The organism is Lentzea sp. NEAU-D7 (assembly GCF_026242055.1).
Lineage (GTDB): Bacteria > Actinomycetota > Actinomycetes > Mycobacteriales > Pseudonocardiaceae > Lentzea.
This window is the reverse complement of record NZ_JAPJDL010000006.1, coordinates 215,093-236,641: the sequence shown is the minus strand read 5'-3', so window position 1 is coordinate 236,641 and position 21,549 is coordinate 215,093. Positions and strand designations below refer to the sequence as shown.

The 21,549-nt window shown below is 69.8% G+C and carries 18 protein-coding genes and 1 tRNA gene; 12 read left to right on the top strand and 7 right to left on the bottom strand.

All coding sequences use genetic code 11. The features are described from left to right. The first annotated feature begins 4 nt into the window (after positions 1-4). The 9 genes from ORI60_RS15255 to ORI60_RS15215 all read left to right on the top strand — a co-directional run bounded on the left by ORI60_RS15255 (position 5) and on the right by ORI60_RS15215 (position 13,043). Positions 5-1,744 carry a hypothetical protein gene (locus tag ORI60_RS15255; protein WP_266037888.1) on the top strand — a complete coding sequence of 580 codons (1,740 nt, stop codon included), beginning with the start codon at positions 5-7 and terminating at the stop codon, positions 1,742-1,744. Next, positions 1,741-3,921, top strand: coding sequence for a hypothetical protein (locus ORI60_RS15250; RefSeq protein ID WP_266037886.1), 2,181 nt, complete (start codon positions 1,741-1,743; stop codon positions 3,919-3,921). Before ORI60_RS15255 ends, ORI60_RS15250 begins: the two co-directional genes overlap by 4 nt. 31 nt (positions 3,922-3,952) lie before the next feature. Continuing rightward, on the top strand, positions 3,953-5,116 hold the full coding sequence (locus tag ORI60_RS15245) for a hypothetical protein (RefSeq protein ID WP_266037884.1): 1,164 nt from the start codon (positions 3,953-3,955) through the stop codon (positions 5,114-5,116). Then, entirely contained in the window at positions 5,113-5,622 is a 510-nt protein-coding gene (locus ORI60_RS15240; protein ID WP_266037883.1) for a hypothetical protein, read from the top strand. The genes ORI60_RS15245 and ORI60_RS15240 overlap by 4 nt, the downstream gene beginning before the upstream one ends. A 71-nt stretch (positions 5,623-5,693) precedes the next feature. Further along, positions 5,694-6,269, top strand: a complete 576-nt coding sequence (locus ORI60_RS15235; protein WP_266037882.1) for a hypothetical protein — start codon at positions 5,694-5,696, stop codon at positions 6,267-6,269. A 392-nt stretch (positions 6,270-6,661) separates the two neighbouring features. Next, positions 6,662-8,809 (top strand): TerB N-terminal domain-containing protein, encoded by a 2,148-nt coding sequence (locus ORI60_RS15230; RefSeq protein ID WP_266038028.1) that lies wholly within the window; start codon positions 6,662-6,664, stop codon positions 8,807-8,809. Next, a complete protein-coding gene (locus ORI60_RS15225; RefSeq protein ID WP_266037881.1) occupies positions 8,806-10,113 on the top strand; it encodes an ATP-binding protein in 1,308 nt (435 codons plus the stop codon). Before ORI60_RS15230 ends, ORI60_RS15225 begins: the two co-directional genes overlap by 4 nt. 40 nt (positions 10,114-10,153) lie before the next feature. Further along, the gene (locus tag ORI60_RS15220; RefSeq protein ID WP_266037880.1) at positions 10,154-12,880 is read left to right on the top strand and encodes a DEAD/DEAH box helicase; all 2,727 of its coding nucleotides are present in this window, start codon (positions 10,154-10,156) and stop codon (positions 12,878-12,880) included. 4 nt (positions 12,881-12,884) lie between these two features. Continuing rightward, positions 12,885-13,043, top strand: coding sequence for a hypothetical protein (locus tag ORI60_RS15215; RefSeq protein ID WP_266037879.1), 159 nt, complete (start codon positions 12,885-12,887; stop codon positions 13,041-13,043). 872 nt (positions 13,044-13,915) lie between these two features. Here ORI60_RS15215 and ORI60_RS15210 read toward each other — a convergent pair. From ORI60_RS15210 to ORI60_RS15200, 3 genes are all read right to left on the bottom strand, one after another. Further along, positions 13,916-13,989, bottom strand: a tRNA-Lys gene (locus ORI60_RS15210). 77 nt (positions 13,990-14,066) lie between these two features. Next, a complete protein-coding gene (locus ORI60_RS15205) occupies positions 14,067-14,678 on the bottom strand; it encodes a lysoplasmalogenase (protein ID WP_266037877.1) in 612 nt (203 codons plus the stop codon). 25 nt (positions 14,679-14,703) lie between these two features. Next, positions 14,704-15,576, bottom strand: coding sequence for a helix-turn-helix transcriptional regulator (locus tag ORI60_RS15200; RefSeq protein WP_266037875.1), 873 nt, complete (start codon positions 15,574-15,576; stop codon positions 14,704-14,706). Positions 15,577-15,685: 109 nt separating this feature from the next. On the opposite strand from ORI60_RS15200, the gene ORI60_RS15195 reads away from it, so the two are divergent. After that, positions 15,686-16,039 (top strand): VOC family protein, encoded by a 354-nt coding sequence (locus tag ORI60_RS15195; protein ID WP_266037873.1) that lies wholly within the window; start codon positions 15,686-15,688, stop codon positions 16,037-16,039. Here the strand turns inward: ORI60_RS15195 and ORI60_RS15190 are convergent. After that, complete coding sequence (locus tag ORI60_RS15190) at positions 15,954-17,516, bottom strand: flavin-containing monooxygenase (protein ID WP_266037871.1); 1,563 nt, start codon at positions 17,514-17,516, stop codon at positions 15,954-15,956. The genes ORI60_RS15195 and ORI60_RS15190 overlap by 86 nt on opposite strands. A 99-nt stretch (positions 17,517-17,615) precedes the next feature. On the opposite strand from ORI60_RS15190, the gene ORI60_RS15185 reads away from it, so the two are divergent. Further along, complete coding sequence (locus ORI60_RS15185) at positions 17,616-18,242, top strand: TetR/AcrR family transcriptional regulator (protein ID WP_266037869.1); 627 nt, start codon at positions 17,616-17,618, stop codon at positions 18,240-18,242. Here ORI60_RS15185 and ORI60_RS15180 read toward each other — a convergent pair. Both ORI60_RS15180 and ORI60_RS15175 read right to left on the bottom strand, forming a co-directional pair. Further along, the gene (locus tag ORI60_RS15180; RefSeq protein ID WP_266037868.1) at positions 18,239-19,429 is read right to left on the bottom strand and encodes an amidohydrolase; all 1,191 of its coding nucleotides are present in this window, start codon (positions 19,427-19,429) and stop codon (positions 18,239-18,241) included. The genes ORI60_RS15185 and ORI60_RS15180 overlap by 4 nt on opposite strands. A 10-nt stretch (positions 19,430-19,439) precedes the next feature. Continuing rightward, positions 19,440-19,871, bottom strand: coding sequence for a MarR family winged helix-turn-helix transcriptional regulator (locus ORI60_RS15175; protein WP_323055911.1), 432 nt, complete (start codon positions 19,869-19,871; stop codon positions 19,440-19,442). A 55-nt stretch (positions 19,872-19,926) separates the two neighbouring features. Here ORI60_RS15175 and ORI60_RS15170 point away from each other — a divergent pair, with 55 nt between their 5' ends. Next, positions 19,927-20,505, top strand: coding sequence for a TIGR03086 family metal-binding protein (locus tag ORI60_RS15170; RefSeq protein ID WP_266037867.1), 579 nt, complete (start codon positions 19,927-19,929; stop codon positions 20,503-20,505). Between the two features lie 3 nt (positions 20,506-20,508). On the opposite strand, the gene ORI60_RS15165 is transcribed toward ORI60_RS15170, so the two are convergent. After that, the gene (locus ORI60_RS15165; protein ID WP_266037865.1) at positions 20,509-21,450 is read right to left on the bottom strand and encodes a helix-turn-helix domain-containing protein; all 942 of its coding nucleotides are present in this window, start codon (positions 21,448-21,450) and stop codon (positions 20,509-20,511) included. Positions 21,451-21,549: the final 99 nt, after the last annotated feature.

Below are 21,549 nucleotides of genomic sequence, written 5' to 3'. Positions count from 1 at the left end.
GCCGATGACCAGAAATCTCGACCGGTTGCGCCGGTGCCCCGCCTGCTACGCCGATCTCGGTGTGCCGCCCGCACTGGACGACGACGGCTACCCGCGCTCGCCGAGCCTCTGGCTCCAGGTGCACGGCACCCAGCCCGGCGACATGGAGTGGCGCATCGGCCTGTTCGGTGGTGCCCAGTCGTGGGCGTCCGCCGGCTTCCAGGAGCGCCGGATCCGGTGGTACTACCGGATCTGCGGCGACGGTCATGTGTTCCTCGACCACATCCGCAGCACGGGTGCCCGCCACGATCCGGAGTGGACGGTCGACAGCACCGACGTGGCCGCCGTGATCGGCGGCACGGCCGCGGGCAAGAGCTACCTCGTGCTGCGCATGCTCAACCAACAGCTCACGCCGACCGGCCTGGACGCGCTCGACTGGGACGCCGACGGTACCCGGATCGACCCGCAGACCTCGGACGTGCTGGAGGAGCACCCGCTCAACGTCCTCACCGCGCATTACGCGCGCACCGAGGAGGACGGGCAGCCCATGAACGCGACCCAGCTCGACGAGATGATGCCGGTCGCGTTCCTCAACGACACGGTGTCCGCCGATCTGGTCGACCAGATCGATCGCATCCACGAGACCCACGCCGCGGGCGCCGAGTGGGGCAAAAGCATCCGGCAGCCCATCGTGCGGCGCTACCAGATCGGGACCAAGCGGGTGCTCACCGCGATCGCCGACCTGCCCGGCGAGCTGTTCGACCAGCGGACGGTGCAGGCCGACGACCGGCAACGGCAGTTGCGCAACTACGGCACGCTGGTGTGGGTCGTGGACCCGGTGGTCACCGAGTTCTCGCACCTGCTGCCGGAGTTGCAGGCGCCGCGCGTGATGCGGGCGAGCATGCGGCCCGCCGCCGACGTGAACACCGACCACGACCGGGTGCGGCGCAAGCGCAACGGCGTTCAGGATCGGCTGGCCCGCCAGCTCGCCGAGTTGTCCGGCGCGCTCGCCGTCGACCTGGGCGGCACGCAGCAGGTGCTGGTGTGCGTGACGAAGGCGGACCTGGTCCGGCTGATGCTGGAGGGCGGCCGCTCGCTGCGCGACATCGGCCGCGACCCGGACGGTCTGGACTACCACGACGGGCGTCCCGACGACGTGGTCACCGGCACTGCGCGCTACCTGCTGGAGGTCGCCAAGCGGCACACGACGGCACGGCTGCGGCTCGCCCCCGGCGCCGCGGCCGTGGCCGAGCGGATCACCCGCAACCAGTACGACGGCGAGGTGCGCACGAAGGCAGCGGTGCAGATCGCCGAGGCGCTCGTGACGCACTTCGACAACCCGGTCGCGCTGTGGAACCTGGTGCACCTGGGCAACAAGGACACGGTGAAGATCCCGCCGGGTGACCCGTCCGCGCTCCTGCCGCCCGGGCTGATCCAGGTGCCTTCCCTGGACCGGCACCTGACCAACTCGCTGGAGGTCGGTCAGGCACGGGTGATGCGCACCCGTGACCTGGTGATGTCCGCGCTGACGTGCGGTCTCGTCTACGGCCTCGGATTCGGTGAGCAGATCCAGCGGATGCTCGACCAGGAGTGGCGCGAACTGCGCTTCTTCCTGTGCTCGCCGCTGGGACAGGTCCCCGTGCCGACCGCGGACGACGCGGTGAGCTTCAAGCCTTTGGGCCGGGGGCGCTTCACCGACCTCAGCGCGCCGTCGAGCGCGCTGTCACAACTGCTGCTGTGCGTGCTGGGGAGGCTGCGGCCATGACCGAGTTCGTGCTCGTGGAGTACGGAGACCTGGAGGGCGGCGGCTTCGTGCCGCACGTCGACGAGGGCAGCCCGGAGCCTCCCCCCACGTTCGCCGCCGCCGCAGCGAAGCTGGTGCGCGGCAACGTGCCCCAGCCGCCCGAGCCGGTCGACGACGGGCACCACCACCCGATGTGGAGCCTGCGGCAGGTGGACGTGGAAGATGTGCCGCACTGGTGCTTCGCGGTGCAGGGGCGCGGTGGTGAGTTCGGGCAGGCGGGCATGTGCCAGTTCCTGTTCGCGGGCGCGGACTTCCCGCCCCACCTGCTGTGGAGCAGGGCGAGCGCGTGTGTGCGCCCGGACGGCCGGTTGGCGCACCCGGACGTGGTCGGGATCGCCGACGCCTGGCGGCGTCCGGTGCCGTGGGACGCGCTCTCGGCGGGGTTGCGCGGCTTGTTCTCGTGCGACACCAAGATCGTGCTTCCCGGATCGGCGGTGGACGTCGCCGCGACGATCGGCGCGCTGCTGGCCGTGTTGCCCAAGGACGTCGCGGCCCGGCACGTCTGGTCGACGTACCTGGTGCGCAGGCCCGTGCAGGATCCGCGTCCGATCGTGACGGGCCGCTGGCCCCAGGAGCTGCCCGGCGGAAACGCGGGACTGCGGTCCTGGCTCGACCGCGCGCCAGAGCGCGCGGGCTCGCCGGTCGGACATCCGCAGGCGAGCGCGGTCGTGGACTGGCTGGTCGGTCTCGCCACCAAGGGAACAGCGTTGCCACCGGACTACGCCGCACAGCCCGGCCTGGAGGCGCTGTCCGCGCTGGTCGCGGCCGAGCAGCTGGACTTCCACCGGGCGGACGTGCCGCGGCTGCTCGACGCGGGTGATGATCGACTGACCTTCGGCCGAGGCCGCGACCTGCTGGCCGAGTGGACCGCGGACTCGCCCGTCGAAGCGATCGTCCGGTTGGTCCGCGGGCTGCCTGAGGCACTCGAGCACGTGGTGTTCGACACCGTGCTCGACGTGCATCAGCGCGCCGCGCCGGGCACGAACCCGGCGCTGTTCCCGCCGGCCGCGTCGCGGGTGCCGGGGTGGGATCTGAAGCTCGCCGAGTTGTTGTGCGCGCGGCTGGACCGGCACGAGCAGATGGTGGAGTTCGTGCGCGACCACGTGATCGCGCCCGGCCGGCCGTTGGACGGCCTGGTCCACCGCCACGAAGAATGGCTGGACCTGCTCGGGGTTCCCCCGAGCGACCCGGCCTCCGTGATCTACGGCGTGCCGACCGACCGGATCGTGGCGGAGATCCGGGACACCGGGGCTCTCAGCCCGGACAGCCTGGCGTTCCTGGACGCCGCGCCCGCCCCGATCGCTGAGGTGCGGCTGGTGGTGGACGGACTCACCGGCGTGCCGCCCCAGGCCGCGGCCGGCTTCGTGACGCTGTGCACGGACGATCGGCAGGCGTCGGACCTGCTCAAGTACGTACTCGACCGGACAACGGGGAAGAGCGTCGTGAGCTCGGTCGAGAAGTGGCTGCTCGACGTGCACGGGCTGGTCGAGGCCAAGCGCCGGCCGGTCGTGCTGTCCGAAGGGCTCGCGCACCTCCTCGGCCGGGGCGGGAAGCTGCCGGTGTCGTTGCTGGTGCTGGCGCAGCAGACCTTCGCCGAAGGCGTGGACCTGGCCGAACCAGTGCGGCGCGAGGTTTTCGCGCAGACAGCGGCTGAGCTGGAAGCCGGCGCGAAGAAGAGCACGACCGTCGGCGGGACCGCGCCGGCGCACCGCTCCCGCCAGTCGAAACCGAAGGCCACGCCGCTGCGGCACACACCGAGCCCTGTCCCGCGCACACCGACGCCCAGCACACCGCAGACCGCGCCCCTCCGCACCCCGGTCGTCGACCACGGCGCGTTCGTCGACGACAGCCCGTTCGCTGATCGCAACCCGTCCGCTGACGGCAGCTGGTTCGGTGACCACGGCTCATCGTCTGAGGGCACCCCGTTCGTTGACGACGGCTCGTCCGCGGACCACGACTCGACGAGTCGTCACAGCCGGCCGCGGGAGCGGGACGTCGAGCCCGTCGTCGGCAAGCGTCGGAGGTTGCCCGACCTGTCTGCCCACTGGCCGCTGATCGGGCGGCTGCTGGTGGTGGTGCTGGCGCTGGCGCTGCTCACCGCCGTCTACTTCCTGACCCGCCACATGCTCGAGCGATGATGACCCCGGAGAGCCGACGATGCACCCGCACATGCCCCCGCCAGGGCCAGAGACGCCGGCCGACCAGGTCGACCGGCTGGCCACCCGCGCGATCATCGAACTGGACCGGCTGGCGAAGTGCGGCCAGGACACCCGCCCGCCGCACCTCGCGCAGCTGAGCGCCGTGCTGGGCGAGGGCGTGCAGCAGGCCAGACAGGCCCAGGCCGGGTCGGCGGCCGTCAACCGCGCCTCGGAGGTGTGGAAGCTGCGCGAACCCGGATACCTGCGTGCGATCGTCGAGTACCCGATACCCCGGCCGGGCAGCACGTTGCCGTTGGTGCCGGTCGTGCTCACGTGGGCGATTCTCGGCATCGCGGAGTACAGCTACGTCAAGGACTTCACCTCGATCGACGCGGTGGCGCGCCCGTCGTTCTTCGCCGACTGGATGACCCAGCCGCTGTGGCGAGGGCCGGTCGGGTTGTCGTTCGCGATCGTTGTCACCGTGCTGGTGATCATGTGGCGGCACCGCGGCCCGGCCAAGGCCCAAAACCTGGCCGACGACGTGGACCGCGTCGTGCACAGGCTGGAGGTCGATCTGCTGGCGCCGCTGGCCGTGTTGCGGTCGGGCCTGGCACCTCTGCAGGTTGCGGAACACACCCGGCAGGCTGCGGTCGAGCTGTCCGCCGCCGCCCGGCAGTTCAGCGGCGCGACCCGCGAACTCGCCGGCGCGACGACGGTGGTGGACCGGCTGGTCGCGGGCGCGGACCGGCTGATCGCCACACTCCCGGAGCTGGGCAAGCAGGCCGAGCGGCTGGCCGAGGTTCGCGAGGAGCTGGACCGCACCGCCGGCGTGATCACCAGTCGGCTCGACCCGCTGGCGTCCGTCGTCTCCGATGTCTCGGGCGCCGCCGAGGCCGCGCAACGGGCGGTGGATGTCTCCGAGCGGGTGATGTCCCGGTCGTTCGAGCAGCTCGTCGAGTCGCGCTCCATCGCCGACAGACACGTCGGCCACACCGAGGCGCTGGCCGCCGCGCAGGCGCCGTTCACAGCGGTGGCCGATGTGGTCGCGCAGGCCGCTGGCCGGCTGGACAGCACGTCCGCACTGCTGCAGAAGACCGTGGCGGAGCTGGGGAAGGTCGTGGACGAGGTGAACTGGCTGGCGCTGGTGTCCGACGGCCTGCGTGCCGCCGATGATCAGCACGAGGACAACCGGTGAGGCGTCGCCGCGCAACGGCGTCCGGCACTTTGGGCATGGCCGGCTGGCTGTTCGCCGAACTGGCCCTGCTGCTGGTGGTTGTGGTGATCGGCTCGGAGATCTCCGACCCCCGCCCCGTCACCGCGGCGCCGACCAGCACTAGCACCACCACCACGACCACACCACCACCGAGCGTTGGGGCACCGCAGGGTTTGTCGTTGACCAGCAGGAAGTTCCGCATGCCCGCGACCCCGGACGCCGAGGCCGTGGCGAAGTTCCGCGACCTCATGACCGCCGAGATCGGGCCTGACGCGAAGGTGGGCCTGGTTCTGTTGTTCGGTGTCTCGCGCACGGGCTCGCTGGGTGACGGTGCCGTGGTGTCGGAACACCTGCGTTCCCTGGTGGTGCCCGCCGGTATCACGCAGCTGGCTTCGGCCGTGGACGTCCGTGCCTACATCGGCAGCGCGTCGGACGGAGCGAGCGGCGACGTGCTGGTCGAACTGTTCCTCATGAGCGGCCCGTCGTGATCGGCTTCTCGCGCTTCCGGAGATCCGCCGCACCCGAACCGGACCTCGTGGCCCACCGGGGAACCGCGGTCGTGGACGGCACCGGCTACGACGCCGGCGACGGTCTGTGCGATGCGCTTGCCACCTGCGGGATCGAGGCGGCCACCATCGATCCGTTCGAGATCGACGCGGCGACGGGCGTGGCGGTTCTGCTACTTCCTCTGCGCTCCAGCACTCTGCCCACCTCCTGCACCACTGCCCTGTCGATCCTGGGCCGGGTGGCGGCAGACCCGGCAGCCGCTTTCAGCGGTCGCCTGGTCCTGGTGTGGTATCTGCGCCGAGCGGCCAGAGCCCGTCTGTCGCCGGTGGGCGTGGCTCCGATGTGGAACGCGAGTGAACTGCTGCTGGCCACCTCGTGGAGCCGTGAGCTGGCCAAGCACCACGACGAACACGCTGCCGCCCAATGCCGCAGCACCCGCGTGTCGCGGATGGTCCAGGCCCCGACCCACTTCCGCCTGGGCGTGAACCGCGTCCCGGACGTCCTGCGCACCCTCCGCACCCTGGACGCGAACCTGCTGCACTCCCTATGTGTGGAGGTCGGCCCGGTCGACGACGTGCACTGGTCCGGCGCGGAGTCGGTGGCGGCAGCGGTACGAGCCCGGGCGTAGCGGCCTGGCCGGACGCACCGTCACCCGTCGCGAGGAGTTTTGACGGGCCGGGAAGAACACGTTGGTGGTGGCCTGGTAGCGGGCGCAGTCCGGGAGGTTGCGCAGGCTGTAGTACTCGGCGCGGCGTGCGCCGGTGTGCTTGGTCAGCGTGACGTACAGGGTCCAGGAGGTACCGCATCCACTGGAAGAAGTAGTTCGGGTGCCTGCGTATCGGTTCGTTGACAAGCGAAATTGTTCACCCGTTTGGTCCCGTAACGCTGTGTGATGCCGGGACGATGTAGTGGCCGTCCGGATCGTTGATGGCGTAAGAAGTTGGGGGCGGCGAACTGGTGGGTTTCCTGGAACGCGTCCGAGCCAAGCTCGCGGCACCGGTGTACCCGCCCGCGCCGCCGATGCGACCTCCTGTCACACCGCGGCCGGGAGGTCCACCCGCTCAGGTCCATCCCTTCGCCGTGGCGTCCCGCCGTCCGGAGTGGGTTCCCCGGGGCGTGACGGTCCGCATCGGACCACACGTGATCCAGGGAGGAATGCTGTACGTCGGTCCGGTACCTCGGGACGTGCACGAGTCCAACGAGATGCCGGAGAGCATCGACCCGGCTCTGCCGATCGATGATGCTCACCCTGACCACGCCGGCGTCGGCCTGCCGTACTGGCCCGCCTACCACTCGATCTCACCGCGGTCCCGCAGCGCGTACCTGTCCTGGCTCGCAGGCGGGCGGTCGGCACCGGACGCCTGCATCGGGTACGTATTCCTGTACTTCTACGGTCTTGAGCGCCGCGTGTTGCTGGACGCCGTCCACGATCCGGTGGCACGCGTTGACGTGCGGTGGATCTACACGGAAGTGCTCCGGTTGTTGCGGGTGTACGGCGGCAACTCGTCCTTTCACTCATACGCCTCGGAGTTCCAGCACTGCTTGGAACTCCTGCTCACCACCCAAAGCCCGAATCCGCCAGCGAGTCCGCCGGATCCGGCGACGACCGACAAGTACCCGACGCCGTTCGCCCTGGCACTGGGGTTGGGGGTGTTCGCCAGGGACGGTCTGCCGGTCCCCGCCGAGTGGGCGCACAGCTGGGCGTTGCTCAACCCGGAGATCTACCCGCGCACTCCGGCGGCTCGGTGCCCGGAAGAGTTCCGGCGGCTGTTTGCCACCCGCTACGCGCGCGAGCACGGAAACGGTCTGGTCATCGACCCGGTCAGGCCCCGTCTGTCGGTCGAGTACCGCCCGGCCAGCAGCGATCTGGACACCACACTGCTCGAACTGAGCGTCCCGGACGTGGTGACCGAACCGGTGGCGACTCGCGCTCTCGCGCAGCTGGTTGCGCAGTGCACCACGTTGCTCGACGCGTACAGCCGTCTGATCGGCAGACAGCCGGAAGCCAGGAACACGCTGGCCGCAGTGGCGTTGTTGCCGGCCGAACTGCTCGACCACGACGCGGAAGCACTGCGGCCGCTGCGGGACCTCGTCCAGCGCACGCTCGGTCCGTCCGTCGGGCCCGTGGTGGTGGAGTCGGCGGAACTGATCGCGGTGTGGCCGTCCCGAGTACCGGGCAAGTTCGCCAAGGCCGACGCAGTGAGCCTGGCCCAGCTGCTGGAACGGCTGGGACTCGGCGTGGAGCCCGATGTCCGCATGGGCGGACCCGTGTTGTCAGGTGGTCCCGCGGTGTTGTTCCGCGCGACGGACGAGCTGCCCACCACCCCGAGTCACGAGTACACCGCCGCGACGACCCTGCTGCACCTGGCCGCGGTGGTCAGCGCTGCTGATGACGACGTGTCCGAAATTGAGCGCGCGCATCTGATCGAGCACCTGGAATCCGCTTTGCACCTGTCCGCGGGCGAACGGCTGCGGCTCACCGCGCACCTGGCGTTGCTGCTGGCCTCGGACACGAAACTCACGGGCTTGAAGAAGCGGCTCACCGCGTTGAGCCGTCAGCAGCGCGACCACGTCGCAGACTTCCTCACCATGGTCGCCGCGATCGACGGCCACATCTCGCCCGCCGAGGTGAAGACGTTGCGCAAGATCTACACGCTGCTGGAGCTCGATCCCGAGTCGGTGTACGCGAAACTGCACGTGTCCGCCGCCGGGCCTCCGCCGGCCACGGCCCCGGTCACCATCGAGACCGGGGACGGGCGGCCGACCGGGTTCCTGATACCGCGGCCGGAGTCGGCACCTGCCGGGCAGATCGTCCTCGACCGGGCGCTGGTCGAGCAGAAGCTCGCGGAGACCGCCGCCGTGTCGGCACTGCTCGCCGACATCTTCGTGGACGAACCGGAGGAGCCCGCCGCGCCGGCACCAGCGGGCGTTGTGCTGGTCGCTGGTCTCGATCCCGCGCACTCCGCGTTCGCCCGACGGATCGCTGACCGTCCTGAGTGGACGCGTCAGGAGATCGAGCAGCTGTGTGCTGAGATGGGGCTGATGCTCGAAGGCGCGCTCGACGCGGTGAACGAGGCCGCGCTGGACGCCGCGGACGAACTCCTCGTCGAGGGCGAGGACGACGTGTTCCTGATCAACGACTACGCGCGAGGAGGGCTGCTCGTATGAGCGACACCCGAATCCGTCCCCGCGACCGCGATGCGATCATGCAGTCCCTTCGCGCGGGCGTGGTCCCGCGGGTCGGACAGCAGCACATCCAGGTCGGGCGCCACAGCGAGGTGCAGTCGCTGGTCCGTGACATCGACCGCGTCGCGGACGGTGGTTCGACCGCGCGGTTCGTGATCGGTGAATACGGTTCAGGCAAGACGTTCTTCCTGCACCTGGTCCGGTCGATCGCGCTGAAGCAGAAGCTCGTCACAATGCACGCCGACCTCGCTCCGGATCGGAGGTTGCACGCGACAGGTGGCCAGGCCCGTAGCCTTTACGCCGAGCTCACTCGCAACACCGCGACGCAGGCCAAGCCGGACGGCGGGGCGCTGGGCGCCGTGGTCGAGCGGTTCGTGTCCCAGGCGATGACGGCGGCGCGCGAGCACGGCAGCAGCCCGGAAGCCGTGATCAGGGAACGGATGGCCGAGCTGTCCGAACTGGTTGGAGGGTTCGACTTCGCCGAGGTGATCGCGGCCTACTGGCGTGGTCACGACACCGGCAACGAGCAGCTCAAATCCGACGCGGTGCGGTGGCTGCGCGGTGAGTTCTCGACCAAGATTGAAGCGCGTGCCGCCCTCGGCGTACGCACTATCGTCGACGACTCGAGCTTTTACGACCAGCTGAAGCTGTTGTCCCGCTTCGTCCGCATGGCCGGCTACAGCGGTCTGCTGGTGTGCCTCGACGAGATGGTGAACCTGTACAAGCTGACCTCCGCGCAGGCGCGATCGGCGAATTTCGAGCAGATCCTGCGCATCGTGAACGACAGCCTGCAGGGCACGTCCTCCCATCTCGGGTTTCTGTTCGGCGGCACGCCGGAGTTCTTGATGGACACCCGTCGCGGGCTCTACTCGTACGAGGCGTTGGAGTCGCGGCTGGCCGAAAACGCGTTCGCCATCAACGGGTTGAGCGACTTCTCCGGTCCTGTGCTGAGGTTGCCGAGCCTCACGCAGGAAGACTTCTACGTGCTGTTGACCAAGCTGCGCCACGTGGTCGCCGGCGGAGATCCTGCGGCGTACCTGGTGCCGGACGAGACGTTGCAGGCGTTCATGCGGCACTGCGCGGAGCGAATCGGTGACGCCTACTTCCGCACGCCGCGCACCACCATCAAGGAGTTCCTGAATCTGTTGGCAGTGCTGGAGAACAACCCGGGAACCGACTGGCGCAGGCTCGTTGGCGGCGTCAGGCTGGAGGCGGAGGTGAACCCAGACCTGGAGCCCGTCGGCGAGAGCGCGGATGCCGGTGAACTCGTCGACTTCACCCTCTGAGCCTACGCACTCGGCGAACTTCTCGGCGCTGCACCACGCCGTGCGGAGGTGGGTGTGGCGCCGGGAGTGGCCTGATCTGCGCGACGTGCAGGAGCTCGCGATCCCGGCTGTGCTGGCGGCTGACCGTGACGTGATCATCGCGGCGGCGACGGCGTCCGGCAAGACCGAGGCGGCGTTCCTGCCGATCTGTTCGGCACTGCTGAACAATCCGGGCCCCGGTATCAGGGCGTTGTACGTCTCGCCGCTGAAAGCGCTGATCAACGACCAGTACCGGCGGCTGGACGACCTGTGCGAGCAGCTGGACATCCCGGTCCACCGCTGGCACGGTGACGTCGCCGCCGCTGCCAAAGCGAAGGTCTTCACGCAGCCAGAGGGGATTCTGCTGATCACCCCGGAGTCGCTGGAGGCGATGTTCGTCCTGCGCGGGCCGGAGGTCTCGCGCGTCTTCACCTCTCTCGGGTGGGTCGTCGTAGACGAGATGCACTCGTTCGTCGGCGGAGAAAGGGGCGCTCAGCTCCAGTCCCTGTTGCACCGGCTGGAACTCGCGGTACGGCGCACCGTGCCCAGGATCGGCCTCTCGGCCACGCTCGGCGACATGGCCGCGGCCGCGGACTTCCTCAGGCCCGGCGGAGGCGGCCGGGTGCGCTTGATCGAGTCGAACGACCGCGGTGCCGGGCTCAAGCTGCTCGTGCGTGGCTACGTGGAGGTCACTCCGGAAGAGGAGGTCGCGGACGAGCCGGTCAGCAGCCTGGCCATCGCGGACGACCTCTACGAAGTGTTGCGTGGTGGCAACCACCTCGTGTTCGCGAACCGCCGTGGTGCCGCGGAGTACTACGCGGACCGGTTGCGCGCGATGTCGGACGCACGAGGCGTGCCGAACGAGTTCTTCCCGCACCACGGCAACCTGGCCAAGCACGTGCGCGAACAGGTGGAGGAACAGCTCAGGAGCGCCCGGCCCACGACGGCGATCTGCACATCGACGCTGGAGATGGGCATCGACATCGGAACGATCACTTCGGTCGCCCAGATCGGTGCCCCGCCGAGTGTCGCCGGACTGCGGCAGCGCTTCGGCCGGTCCGGCAGGCGTGGTAGCCCGGCGGAGCTCCGTATACACGTGGCAGAGCCCGAGATCGCGGTGACGACGCCGCCTACGGACCAGTTGCGGGCGGAGCTCTTCCAGACCGTCGCCATGATCGACCTGCTCGGGGAGCGCTGGTTCGAGTCATCGGACCTGTCCGGGCTGCACCTGTCCACCCTGGTCCAGCAGGTTCTCTCGGTGATCGCGCAGCACCAGGGCGCGGCACCGGAGCAGCTGTGGAAGGCGTTGTGCGGCAACGGTCCCTTCCACCGCGTCGACCAGAAGATGTTCGCCCAGCTGCTGCGCGACCTCGGAAAGGCGGAGCTGATCGAGCAGGAGCCGGGAGGCCTCCTCCTGCTGGGGCCGGTGGGTGAGCGGATTGTCGGGCACTACAGCTTCTACGCGGCGTTCGCCAGCTCCGACGAGTACCGCTTGGTCCACGGGAGCCGCACGCTCGGCACGATTCCGGTGCTGTACCCGGTGATGCCAGGTCAGTTGCTCGTCTTCGCGGGTCGTCGCTGGCAGGTCCTGACCGTCGACTCAGCCAGCAAGGTGATCGAGCTCGACGCTGCGAGGGGAGGCCGGGCGCCGTCCTTCACCGGTGTGGCTGCGGAGGTCCGCGACGAGATCAGGCAGCGGATGCGCCGCTGGTACGAGTCCGGCGCGGTGCCGCCGTACCTGGACGCGACCGCGCGGAAACTTCTGGCGGAAGGCCGTGACTCCTACCGCAGACTCAACCTCGCCGAGGCTCCGGTTCTGGCCTGGGGCAACGACACCGTGGTTTTCCCGTGGCTGGGCGACCGAGTGCTCGACACGCTGGCGGTGTGGTTGACCACGGCCGGTTTGGAGACGAGCAGGGACGGTGTGGCGCTGTCCGTGTCGAACTGCGGCCCGGCCGAACTGGGGCATGTGGTCAGGCGACTGCTCGCGTGCGACGAGCCGGCCGACGTCGAACTCGCCGCCGCGGTGCCGAACACCGTCGTGGACAAGCACGACGTGCACCTGGGCCCGTCGATGCGCGCCTATGGCTACGCCAAGGGACATTTGAACCTGCCCAAAGCCCGCGAGGTGCTGAAGGCGCTCGCGGAGACGTTGCCGCTCGTCGACCCCGATCCGATCGATGGCGCCTCGGTAGGACGGCCAGAGGCGCCCGCGCGCGGCCTGCCGTTCGCCGTGGTGGACCTGGAGACGACAGGCTTCGCGCCACGCCGCCGCGATCGGATCATCGAGATCGCCATCGTGCGCCTGGCACCGGACGGCACCGTGCTGAGCGAGTGGAGCAGCGTCGTCGATCCGCAGCGCGGGGTGAACGCGTCCTGGGTGCACGGTCTGACCGATGCCGACGTGGTCGGCGCGCCGACTTTCGCCGAGATCGCGCACGAGGTTGCCGCGCAGTTGGACGGGGTGGTCCTCGTCGCGCACAACCTCCCGTTCGAACGACGGTTTCTGGAGGCGGAGCTGGAACGTGCCGATCTGCGCCTCACCTCCGCAGCCGGGCTGTGCACGATGGAAGCGGATCGCTGGCTGCACGGCGAGGGCAGGAGAAAGCTCGTCGATTGCCTTGCCGCCGCCGGAGTCGAGGCGGGTGAACCCGCGCATCGAGCGCTGACCGACGCGCGGATGACCGCACAGCTCCTGCGTGTCCAATTGCCAAGACTGGAAGCTGCTGGAGGCTGCTGGACGGTGTAGCGGCATGGTGGTCGACGTGATGGGGCAACGCGTCGCACCATCGGCCAACCGGGTCCGGCTCGTCAGCGGGACGACGAGCGGCGTCGCTGCAGGTGGCACCGTGCTGCGAGACCTCGGCAAGGCAGATGTCGTCGCGATAGGACAAGTGCTCGCCATGCGTTGAGACCGGCACTCAGCGCCACGACGGCTGCTGGTGGATGAGCACTTGGCTGTTGAGGAGCGGATCAGTCCTTCTCGAGGCGTGTGCGCCCGCCGGTGGCCGGGATGAGCGACTGCTGAAGGACGTCGTGCCTGGGCTCAAAGTCAACACGACATCAAGATCATGGACGTGACCGGCCGCACTTCGGCTACCGAACGGCGTCGAAGGAATCACGCGCTTATGTGCGCTGATCACCGACCTCTCCGATGGCGTGGCACAAGTCCGGATGCTGATCGCAATTGGAACTGATCTGGGTCCACGGGTGACAGCTCTCGCCGCGGTCCCGAACCCAGATACCGCGGTCAAGGTCACACGGGAGCAGATCGTCGCGGTACTGCAGCGGCAGGCAGACGAAAGGTCGAAGAGCGGGCCGAGAGCATCCACGCGAGTTTGGCGGCGACCTGACCCGCTGCGCTAGCTCAGAAGCCCGCAAGAAACTATGCCTGAACCAGCCCGGTCACTATCGCCTCTGGCCGCAAGACCACCGTGAACTGCCAGTACGTGCGTAACACCAGACTGGTCGACTCACTCGTCCCGCCAAGCGATGAGCGCGCTGCGTACCTCGCCCGGCGCGCCTGCCTGCTACGACCGACAACACGCCTGCGGTGTGCGCCACAGCGCCACCTCGCCAATCGGCTCGCCGACATCCTCCCAGCCGCACCGCCCATCGAGAGAACACCGCCTGGGCGCACCACCTCACAGCAGCGGGACTCCTTGATCGCAGGGATGTCCTTAACCCGCAAATCATGGTCCACAACGAGGCTGCGGAGAAGCCGGATCAGTACCCGAAAAGCAGAGAAGCAGGCAGAGACGAATCTCTGCCTGCTTCTCTGGAGTACGCCGCCAGGGACTCGAACCCCGGACCCGCTGATTAAGAGTCAGCTGCTCTAACCAACTGAGCTAGCGGCGCTTGTTTGTGTGCCGGAGCCTTGCTCGTTCCGACGACAAGAACGTTAGCACAGGGGTTCCAACCGGTTTTCACGCGGGTCACCTGTTCGACTTGTCGAACCCCGTGTGCAGGAGCCACTGGGCCGCCGCGTAGGTCGGCATGACCCCCGCTGACGCCACTCGGGCGGCGCGTCCTGCGAGGACGAACCGGCTCGCGCCGAGCAGTGCGTCCGACACCGCGAACAGGGCCGCGCCGCCGAGAACCCGTCGCGCGCCGGGGCCTCGGGCCGTCGACGCGGCGGCGACCATCGTGCCGAGTGTCAGGGCGTAGAGGCCCACCGGCTTGCCCAGCGGGCCTGCCGCGCGGGCGAACACGGCGGCTCCCGCGGCCGATGCCGCGACGATGGGCACGACCGCCTTCCGGGAGCCCGGTGAGGAGCGGCGGGCCAGGGCCGCGGTGTAGCCGACGTGGGCCGCCAGGAAGCTGAAGAGTCCTGTTCGGAACGCCCGGTCCGAGTCGCCGAGCAGCGCCACGTCGCCGAGCCACGAGCCGGCGAGGCCTACCGCCATGCCGGCGTCGCGGGGTGGGCTGGCCACGGCCAGGACGGGCATCAGTGCGGTCTTCGTCACGGGGCGCACGGACCTTGCGCCGCGCACGGCCGCCGCGATCGAGTCCGCGACCGCGGCGACCGCGTACGCCTGCTTCTTCATCGAGCACCTCTCGCCATCGAGGCGCTCAGCGTAAGAGTTCCGTGTCGATGGCGCCGCCGTGGCGTCGATCACGAACGACGTCTGCGGTGAGGCGTTCTCCACGCCGGTGGGCCCGGGTTTTCCCGAGCAGCCGGCGCAGTGCGGTCGGCGTGTGTCCGAGGTGGTCGCGCACCGTGCGGCACAGGTGGGCCTGGTCGGCGAACCCGAGATCGGCGGCGAGTGCGGCGAGACCGGGTTCGCCCTGCTCCAGGCGATCGAGCGCGCGGGAGACGCGAACACCGTTGCGGTAGCGGGTCAGCGACACCCCCAGCACGCGGGTGAAGGCACGACTCAGCCGGTACGGCGAGACGCCCAGGAGGCCGGCGAGCGGGATCAGGCCCGAGGCGGCCGGGTGGTCGTCGCCGATCACGCCACGGGCCCTGGCCACCAGCGCCTCGTCGCCGCCACCGTCCGGAGCCCGCGTGGTGACGACCTGCCTGACGGCCTGCGCCACGAGGCCCACCAGCTCCTCGGACCCGTCGTCGCGCGCGGCCGCGAGGAGCCGCCGGTGGGCGAGGTCGAGCCGGCCGTCCACGTACAGCGACGGGCCGGCGAACCTCGGTGCGTCGCCCGCCAGCGCGCGCCACAGGCCTGGCCGCAGGCTGATCGACGTGCACACGTCGCCGCCCGCGGGATGGGAGAACTGCTCCTCCTCGCCGGGCAAGCCCAGATAGCCGAGCGTGCGGTCGAGGTCGGTGCACCCGTTCCGGACGCGGCGGCGGAACCCGCCGCTGCGCACGAGCACGAGCCGCACGTCCGCGCTTGGCTGCTCGGCCGACCAGCCGCGGTGGTCGGCGCGGCAGTCCACCGAGGACACGGTGAACTCCGGGCGGGCCGCGAGAACGGTGAAGGACAGCACTCACCCAGGCTAGAGACGGGGTCTGACGATTTCTGGGCGCAAGGATGTTCAAGACCCGGGAGGCGGTCGCGGCGCAGGCTGGTGCGCACCACAACAGAAGGAGCGCACCATGCCCGCACTCGCGCAGCTCACCACCGTCGTCCTCGACTGCGCCGATCCCGGTCCGCTGGCCGAGTTCTACCGCGCGGTCACGGGGTGGAAGGTCACCTCCAGCGACGACAACTCCGCCTACCTGGGCGAGGATGGCGTCCAGCTCGCGTTCGTCCGCGTGCCGGACTACCGGCCGCCCGCGTGGCCCGGTTCCGACAAGCAGGCGCACCTGGACTTCCACGTCGAGGACGTCGCGCTCGCGGTCGAGCGGTTGCTGGAATTCGGCGCTACCAAGCCGGATTTCCAGCCGGGGGAGGGGCAGTGGACAGTCCTGGCCGACCCGCAGGGGCATCTGTTCTGCCTGTCCGCGTGACGCCGATCGGCGAGAAGTCGTAGTCCGACAACGGGAAGCTGTTCGCGGCGCGGCGTGCGCCCACCGTCGAGGTCGGTCGCAGCAACGTGGCTTCGCCGTGCTGGTTGAAGTAGTAGCTGTGCGCGGTGGCGCAGTGGCCGAGCGAGAACACCGAGTTCCGCGTGACCTTCGTGCGCATCCGGTCGAGGAACTCGTCGTTGGCCCGCTGCGTGACCTCGAAGACCGACGCACCACGGGAGCGCATCGCCGTGAACAGCCGCCGCATGTGCGTCATCTGGCACTCGATCGTCGTGAAGTACGACAACCCGCTGTAGGAGTACGGACTGTTGAGCGACAGGTAGTTCGGGAACCCCGGCACCGTCACGCCCTCATAGGCCTGGAACCTGTTCTGCCGCCACCACGCGCCCAGGTCCCTGCCCTCGCGGCCGATCACCTCGAAGGCCGGGAAGTTGGTGTCCCAGAGGTCGAACCCCGTCGCCAGCACGAGCACGTCGATCTCGGTCCTGCCCTCCGCCGTGACGACTCCGGACGCGTCGACCCGCTCGATCGACGACGTCTCGAGTCGCACGTGCGGCAGGGTGAACGTGCGGAAGTAGTCGTTGGAGAAAGTGGGCCGCTTGCAGCCGAACGAGTAGTCCGGGGTGAGCCTGCGCCGCAGTTCCGGATCGCGCACCTGCCGGTGCAGGTGCAGGCGGCACCACCGCTCGGCCAGCCGGTTCACCACTCGCAGCTGCCTGTAGCGCACCACCCCCGAGATCATCATCAGCTCGAGGACCGCGCTGCCCAGCCACCGCACGGCCCGCTGCGCGAACGGCAGCCGCGCGAACAACGTCCTGACCGCGGGGGGAACCGCGTGGTCCGGCTTCGGGCTGACCCAGATCGGCGTGCGCTGGTAGACGGTCAGCGCGGAGGCCTGCCGGGCGAGTTCGGGGATCAGCTGCACCGCGGTGGCACCCGTGCCGATGATCGCCACCCTCTTGCCGGTCAGGTCGCAGGGCTTCCACGCGGCGGTGTGGACCACCTCGCCCCGGAACGACTCGATGCCCTCGATGTCCGGCATCTTCGGCATCGACAGGAACCCGGTGGCGGTCACGAGGTACCGCGCGGTGAAGGTCTCGTCGCCGGCGGTGACCTCCCAGTGGTCGTCCCGCCAGCGGGCCCCGGTCACCGTCACGCCGAAGCGCATCAACGGCCGCAGCCCGTACTTCACCGCCACGTGCGCGGCGTACCGCTTGAGCTCCTCACCCGGCGCGAACAGCCGTGACCAGTGCGGATTCGGCTCGAACGAGTACGAGTAGGTCGGGGACGGGATGTCGACGGCGAGCCCCGGATAGCGGTTCACGTGCCAGGTGCCGCCGAGGTCGTCCTCCCGTTCCAGGATCAGCAGGTCGTGCAGCCCGAGCCGCTTGAGCTCGATCGCCGCGCCCATGCCGCCGAATCCGGCACCGACCACGATCGCGTCGTACTGCGGGGCCATTCCCGACCTCCTGCGTTGAGCGGAACCGCATGTCAGTTTCGGAACCGTATGTCAGTTTCGTGGATGATCGCAAGACTCCGCAGGTCATAGACTTGAGGAATGACGTCCAGCGCCGAACCCGTCAGCCGTGCGGAGCGCAAGAAGCAGGAGCTGCGCCGCGAGATCATCGACGCGGCCTTCGACTGCTTCGCCGAACGCGGCTACCACGCCACCGGGATCGCCGACGTCGCCGCGCGGCTCGGCATCGGGCACGGCACGTTCTACCGCTACTTCCAGAACAAGCGGGACATCGTCGACCACGTCGTCGACGACCTGGTCGGCCGCATCACCGGCGCCCTCACGGCGGAGAACGCCCCGGACGCGGTGTCGACGCTCGCCGAGTACCGCGAGCAGTCCGCGCGCATCGGCGAGGCGCTCGGCCGGATCTTCGGCGAGGACCCGCGCGTGCCGCGGCTGCTGCTGTTCGAGGCCCCCGGCATCGACCGGGCCATGGCGGAACGGATCCTCGACCTGTTCGACCTGGCCGCCGCGCTGACGTCCGCCTACCTCTCGCACGGCGTCGAACTGGGCTACCTGCGAGCGGATCTCGACGTCGACAACACCGCCAGGGCCATCAACGGCATGATCCTCGGCACCGCGATCTCCTCACTGCGCACGCCGGAAGCCCAGGCCGCGCAGAGCGAAGCGCTGCGGCGCGTCATGTACGACGGGATCGCGGCGCGCTAACCGAGCCACGTCCGGGCGGCGACGACCAGCGCGTCGACCCCGGTGGTCAGCGTCGGCTCGACGTCCGGCGCGTACTCGGGGGAGTGGTTCATCGCGACGGGCCGGCCGGGTTCGCGGGTGCTGAAGTCGGTGCCGCCGAGGAACCAGAACACGGTCGGCACACCCGCGGCGGTGCCGAACACGCCGACGTCCTCGCTGGCGTTGACGACCGCGCCGGGGATCAGGTTGCCCTCGCCGAAGTGCTCGGCGAACGCGGCCATCGTCTTCGCGGTCGCGTCCGGATCGGACACGAGCACCGGAGTGCCGTCGTACCAGTCGAACTCGGGTTCGCGCGGTGCCCCGGACGCGGCGGCCTCGGCGCGCACGATCCGTTCCACGGCCGCCCGGACGATGCCGCGGACGTGCTCGTCGAACGTCCGGATGTTGACGCCGATCTCGGCCGTCTCCGGGATGACGTTCTCCTTGGTGCCCGCTTGCAACCGTCCGACCGTGACGACCGCACGTTCGGACGGCGCGACCTCGCGCGCGACGATGCCCTGCAGCCGCACGACGGTGTGCGCGGCCATCAGCACCGGATCGATGGCGGTCTCCGGCGCGGAACCGTGGCCGCCGCGCCCGAACAACGTGACGCGCACCGAGTCGGAGGCCGCCATCAGCGGACCGCTGCCGTGCGCGATCATCCCGGCGGGCAACGGGCTGACGTGTTGCGCCAGCACGACCTCGGGCTTGCCGAACCGGTCGAACAGGCCGTCGGCGACCATGTCCCGCGCGCCACGACCCAGTTCCTCGGCCGGCTGGAACACCACGAGCAACGTCCCCGACCACTCCTCGCGGGTCTGCGACAGACGTTCGGCCGCACCGATCAGACACGTGGCGTGCATGTCGTGCCCGCACGCGTGCGCAACCGGCACGTCCTCACCGTCCGAACTGGTCGCACGGACCGTTGAGGCGTAAGGCAGTCCTGTCGTCTCCTGCACGGGCAACGCGTCGATGTCCGCCCGGAGCATCACGATCGGGCCGTCACCGTTGCGCAGCACACCCACCACGCCCGTGCCACCGACGTCGGTGGTGACCTCGTACCCCAACGGCCGCAACGCGTCCGCGAGCACCCCGGCCGTGCGGAACTCCTGCAGCGACAGTTCGGGGTGCTCGTGCAGATCGCGGTAGAGCGCGTGCAGGTCGGGCACGGGGTCTCCTTCAGTCGAGCTTCGGCAACTCGTCGACGAGCACGGCCAGCGACCGCAGCAGCGCCTCGCGGTCGGCAGGGGGCAGCCGGGCGAGCAGGCGTTCCTCGCCCCGCTGGATCTCGGCCTGGACCGCGCCGTGCCGGCGACGGCCTTCCTCGGTGATCGCGACGAGCCGTGCGCGCCGGTCCGCCGGATCGCGCGTGCGCTCCAGCAGGCCGTCGGCCTCCAGTTCGTCCAGCACGCCGATGATCCGGCTCTTGTCCGCGCCGATGAACTCCGCCAGCGCGGCCTGAGTGCGCACCGGCCGGCCCTCGAGCGCGTCGAGCACGACGTAGCCCCACATGCTCAGGCTGTGCGCGCGCAGCACCGGCTGCTCGGCGGCGACCAGCGCTCGCTGCAGCGGTGCGATCATCGCCGCGAGGTCACGTCGCCGACCGTTCACGGACACGATGATAACGACCTTGCGGCATTGATATGCATGTGCATACCGTAAGCACATGCATATTAATGACCTGCTGGTCCTGCATCGCGGAGTGGTGCGGACCAGCGTCGAGATCGTGTCCTGGGTGAGAGCCGGCGACATGGGCAGGCGCACGCCGTGTGCCGAGTGGACACTCGCCGATCTGCTCGCCCACATGACCGCCCAGCACCACGGTTTCGCAGCCGCGGCCCGTGGCACCGGCGACGACCTCGCGGCCTGGGAGGTGCGCCCCGCCGGTCCGGCCGACCACACCGAGGCGGCGGAGGACGTCCTGGCCGCGTTCGCGGAACCCGTTGTGCCGCAACGGGAGTTCGTGCTACCGGAGTTCGGGGCGAGCTTCCCGGCGGTGCGGGCGGTGAGCTTCCACCTGATCGACTACGTGGTGCACGGCTGGGACGTCGCGCGCTCGCTCGGGCTCGGCTACCGCCTTGCTCCCGAGGTCGCCGAACCCGCGTTGCGGATCGCGCAGGCAGTGCCGGACGGCGAAGCCAGGCTGAAGCCCGGAGCGCCGTTCAAGCCCGCGGTGGACGAGAACGGCCCGGACCCGCTTCGCCGGATCCTGGCTGCACTGGGACGGTCGCCGGACTGGGTCTGAGTCCTAGGACCAGTCCCAGCCGATGCCGAGCACACCGGGCTGGACGTCCTTCGCCGTCAGGTGGAGCACCCGGCCCGGCGCGAGCGCGAGTTCCTCCCCGTGCACGAGCGCCGCGTCCACGCCGGGCTGCGCGAGGGCGTAGCAGCGGACCGGGAGGCGGGGCTCGGTGAACTGCACGCTCATCACGTAGGCGCCCACGGGATAGCGGAACGCACGGCGGTGGTCGTCGGCCACCGCGCCCGTCTCCGCGATGGTGAAGCGGTACTCCAGCAGGTGGGTCTGGCCCGCGCGCAAGGTGTGGTCGAACAGCAGCTCCGCGGCGATCACCGGCGCTCGCGGGTGTCTGCGCACCCGTCCCAACCGGCAGTTGCGCACGGCCTCCGCGCTCAACGCCTCCGGTGGCGTGCCGTCGTCCGCGCAGTACACGGCCAGGTAGCGGTCGGGGTGACCGGCGACCGCGCGCAGCACCTGTCTGGTGTGGATCGAGCGGAGCGCGCCGTGGCCGTCCACCGTGGCCGCGTCGTCCTGCGACCACAGGCGCAGGTCGCTGTCGGACGGGCCGATCAGCGCCTCCACCGTCTCCGCCAGCGACTGCGCGGGCTCCAGCATCCGCCCGTAGCGCCGGGGCTGCCGCTGCTCGGTCACCCACCTGCCACGCGGGCGCGGCGGCCCGAGCAGGGCTTCCAGCGAGTGCCGCGGCAAGCCGAGGATGGTCTCGATGGCCTGGACCGCGCGCAGCGAGTCGGCGCGTTCTGGACGGCTGCGGCCCAGTCGCCAGTAGCTCAGCGTGGACAGGCTGACGTGGATACCCCGGCGGGCCAGGCGGTCGCGCAGGCGTTCCAGCGTGAGACCGCTGCGCTCGATGGCGGCGCGCAACGCGGCGTGGAACGGACCTGAGTGCAGCAGCACTTCGACCTCGTGGCCGACGTCGGGCGGAACGGCCACCGCGCACCCCCTCCACTGTGGAAGAAACAGTTTAGAAGGCCGCTCACGCCCGATATGACCGACGAAGGTGGGTATCCCTCCACAGTTTTGAAGGCGCCT

Bases quoted from the DNA above. Each gene is read 5' to 3' on its own strand.
- ORI60_RS15225 (WP_266037881.1), top strand. From the start codon at position 8,806: ATGAGCGACACCCGAATCCGTCCCCGCGACCGCGATGCGATCATGCAG.
- ORI60_RS15255 (WP_266037888.1), top strand. From the start codon at position 5: ATGACCAGAAATCTCGACCGGTTGCGCCGGTGCCCCGCCTGCTACGCC.
- ORI60_RS15170 (WP_266037867.1), top strand. From the start codon at position 19,927: ATGCATATTAATGACCTGCTGGTCCTGCATCGCGGAGTGGTGCGGACC.
- ORI60_RS15195 (WP_266037873.1), top strand. From the start codon at position 15,686: ATGCCCGCACTCGCGCAGCTCACCACCGTCGTCCTCGACTGCGCCGAT.
- ORI60_RS15250 (WP_266037886.1), top strand. From the start codon at position 1,741: ATGACCGAGTTCGTGCTCGTGGAGTACGGAGACCTGGAGGGCGGCGGC.
- ORI60_RS15215 (WP_266037879.1), top strand. From the start codon at position 12,885: ATGGTGGTCGACGTGATGGGGCAACGCGTCGCACCATCGGCCAACCGG.
- ORI60_RS15230 (WP_266038028.1), top strand. From the start codon at position 6,662: ATGCGACCTCCTGTCACACCGCGGCCGGGAGGTCCACCCGCTCAGGTC.
- ORI60_RS15190 (WP_266037871.1), bottom strand. From the start codon at position 17,516: ATGGCCCCGCAGTACGACGCGATCGTGGTCGGTGCCGGATTCGGCGGC.
- ORI60_RS15245 (WP_266037884.1), top strand. From the start codon at position 3,953: ATGCCCCCGCCAGGGCCAGAGACGCCGGCCGACCAGGTCGACCGGCTG.
- ORI60_RS15205 (WP_266037877.1), bottom strand. From the start codon at position 14,678: ATGAAGAAGCAGGCGTACGCGGTCGCCGCGGTCGCGGACTCGATCGCG.
- ORI60_RS15185 (WP_266037869.1), top strand. From the start codon at position 17,616: ATGACGTCCAGCGCCGAACCCGTCAGCCGTGCGGAGCGCAAGAAGCAG.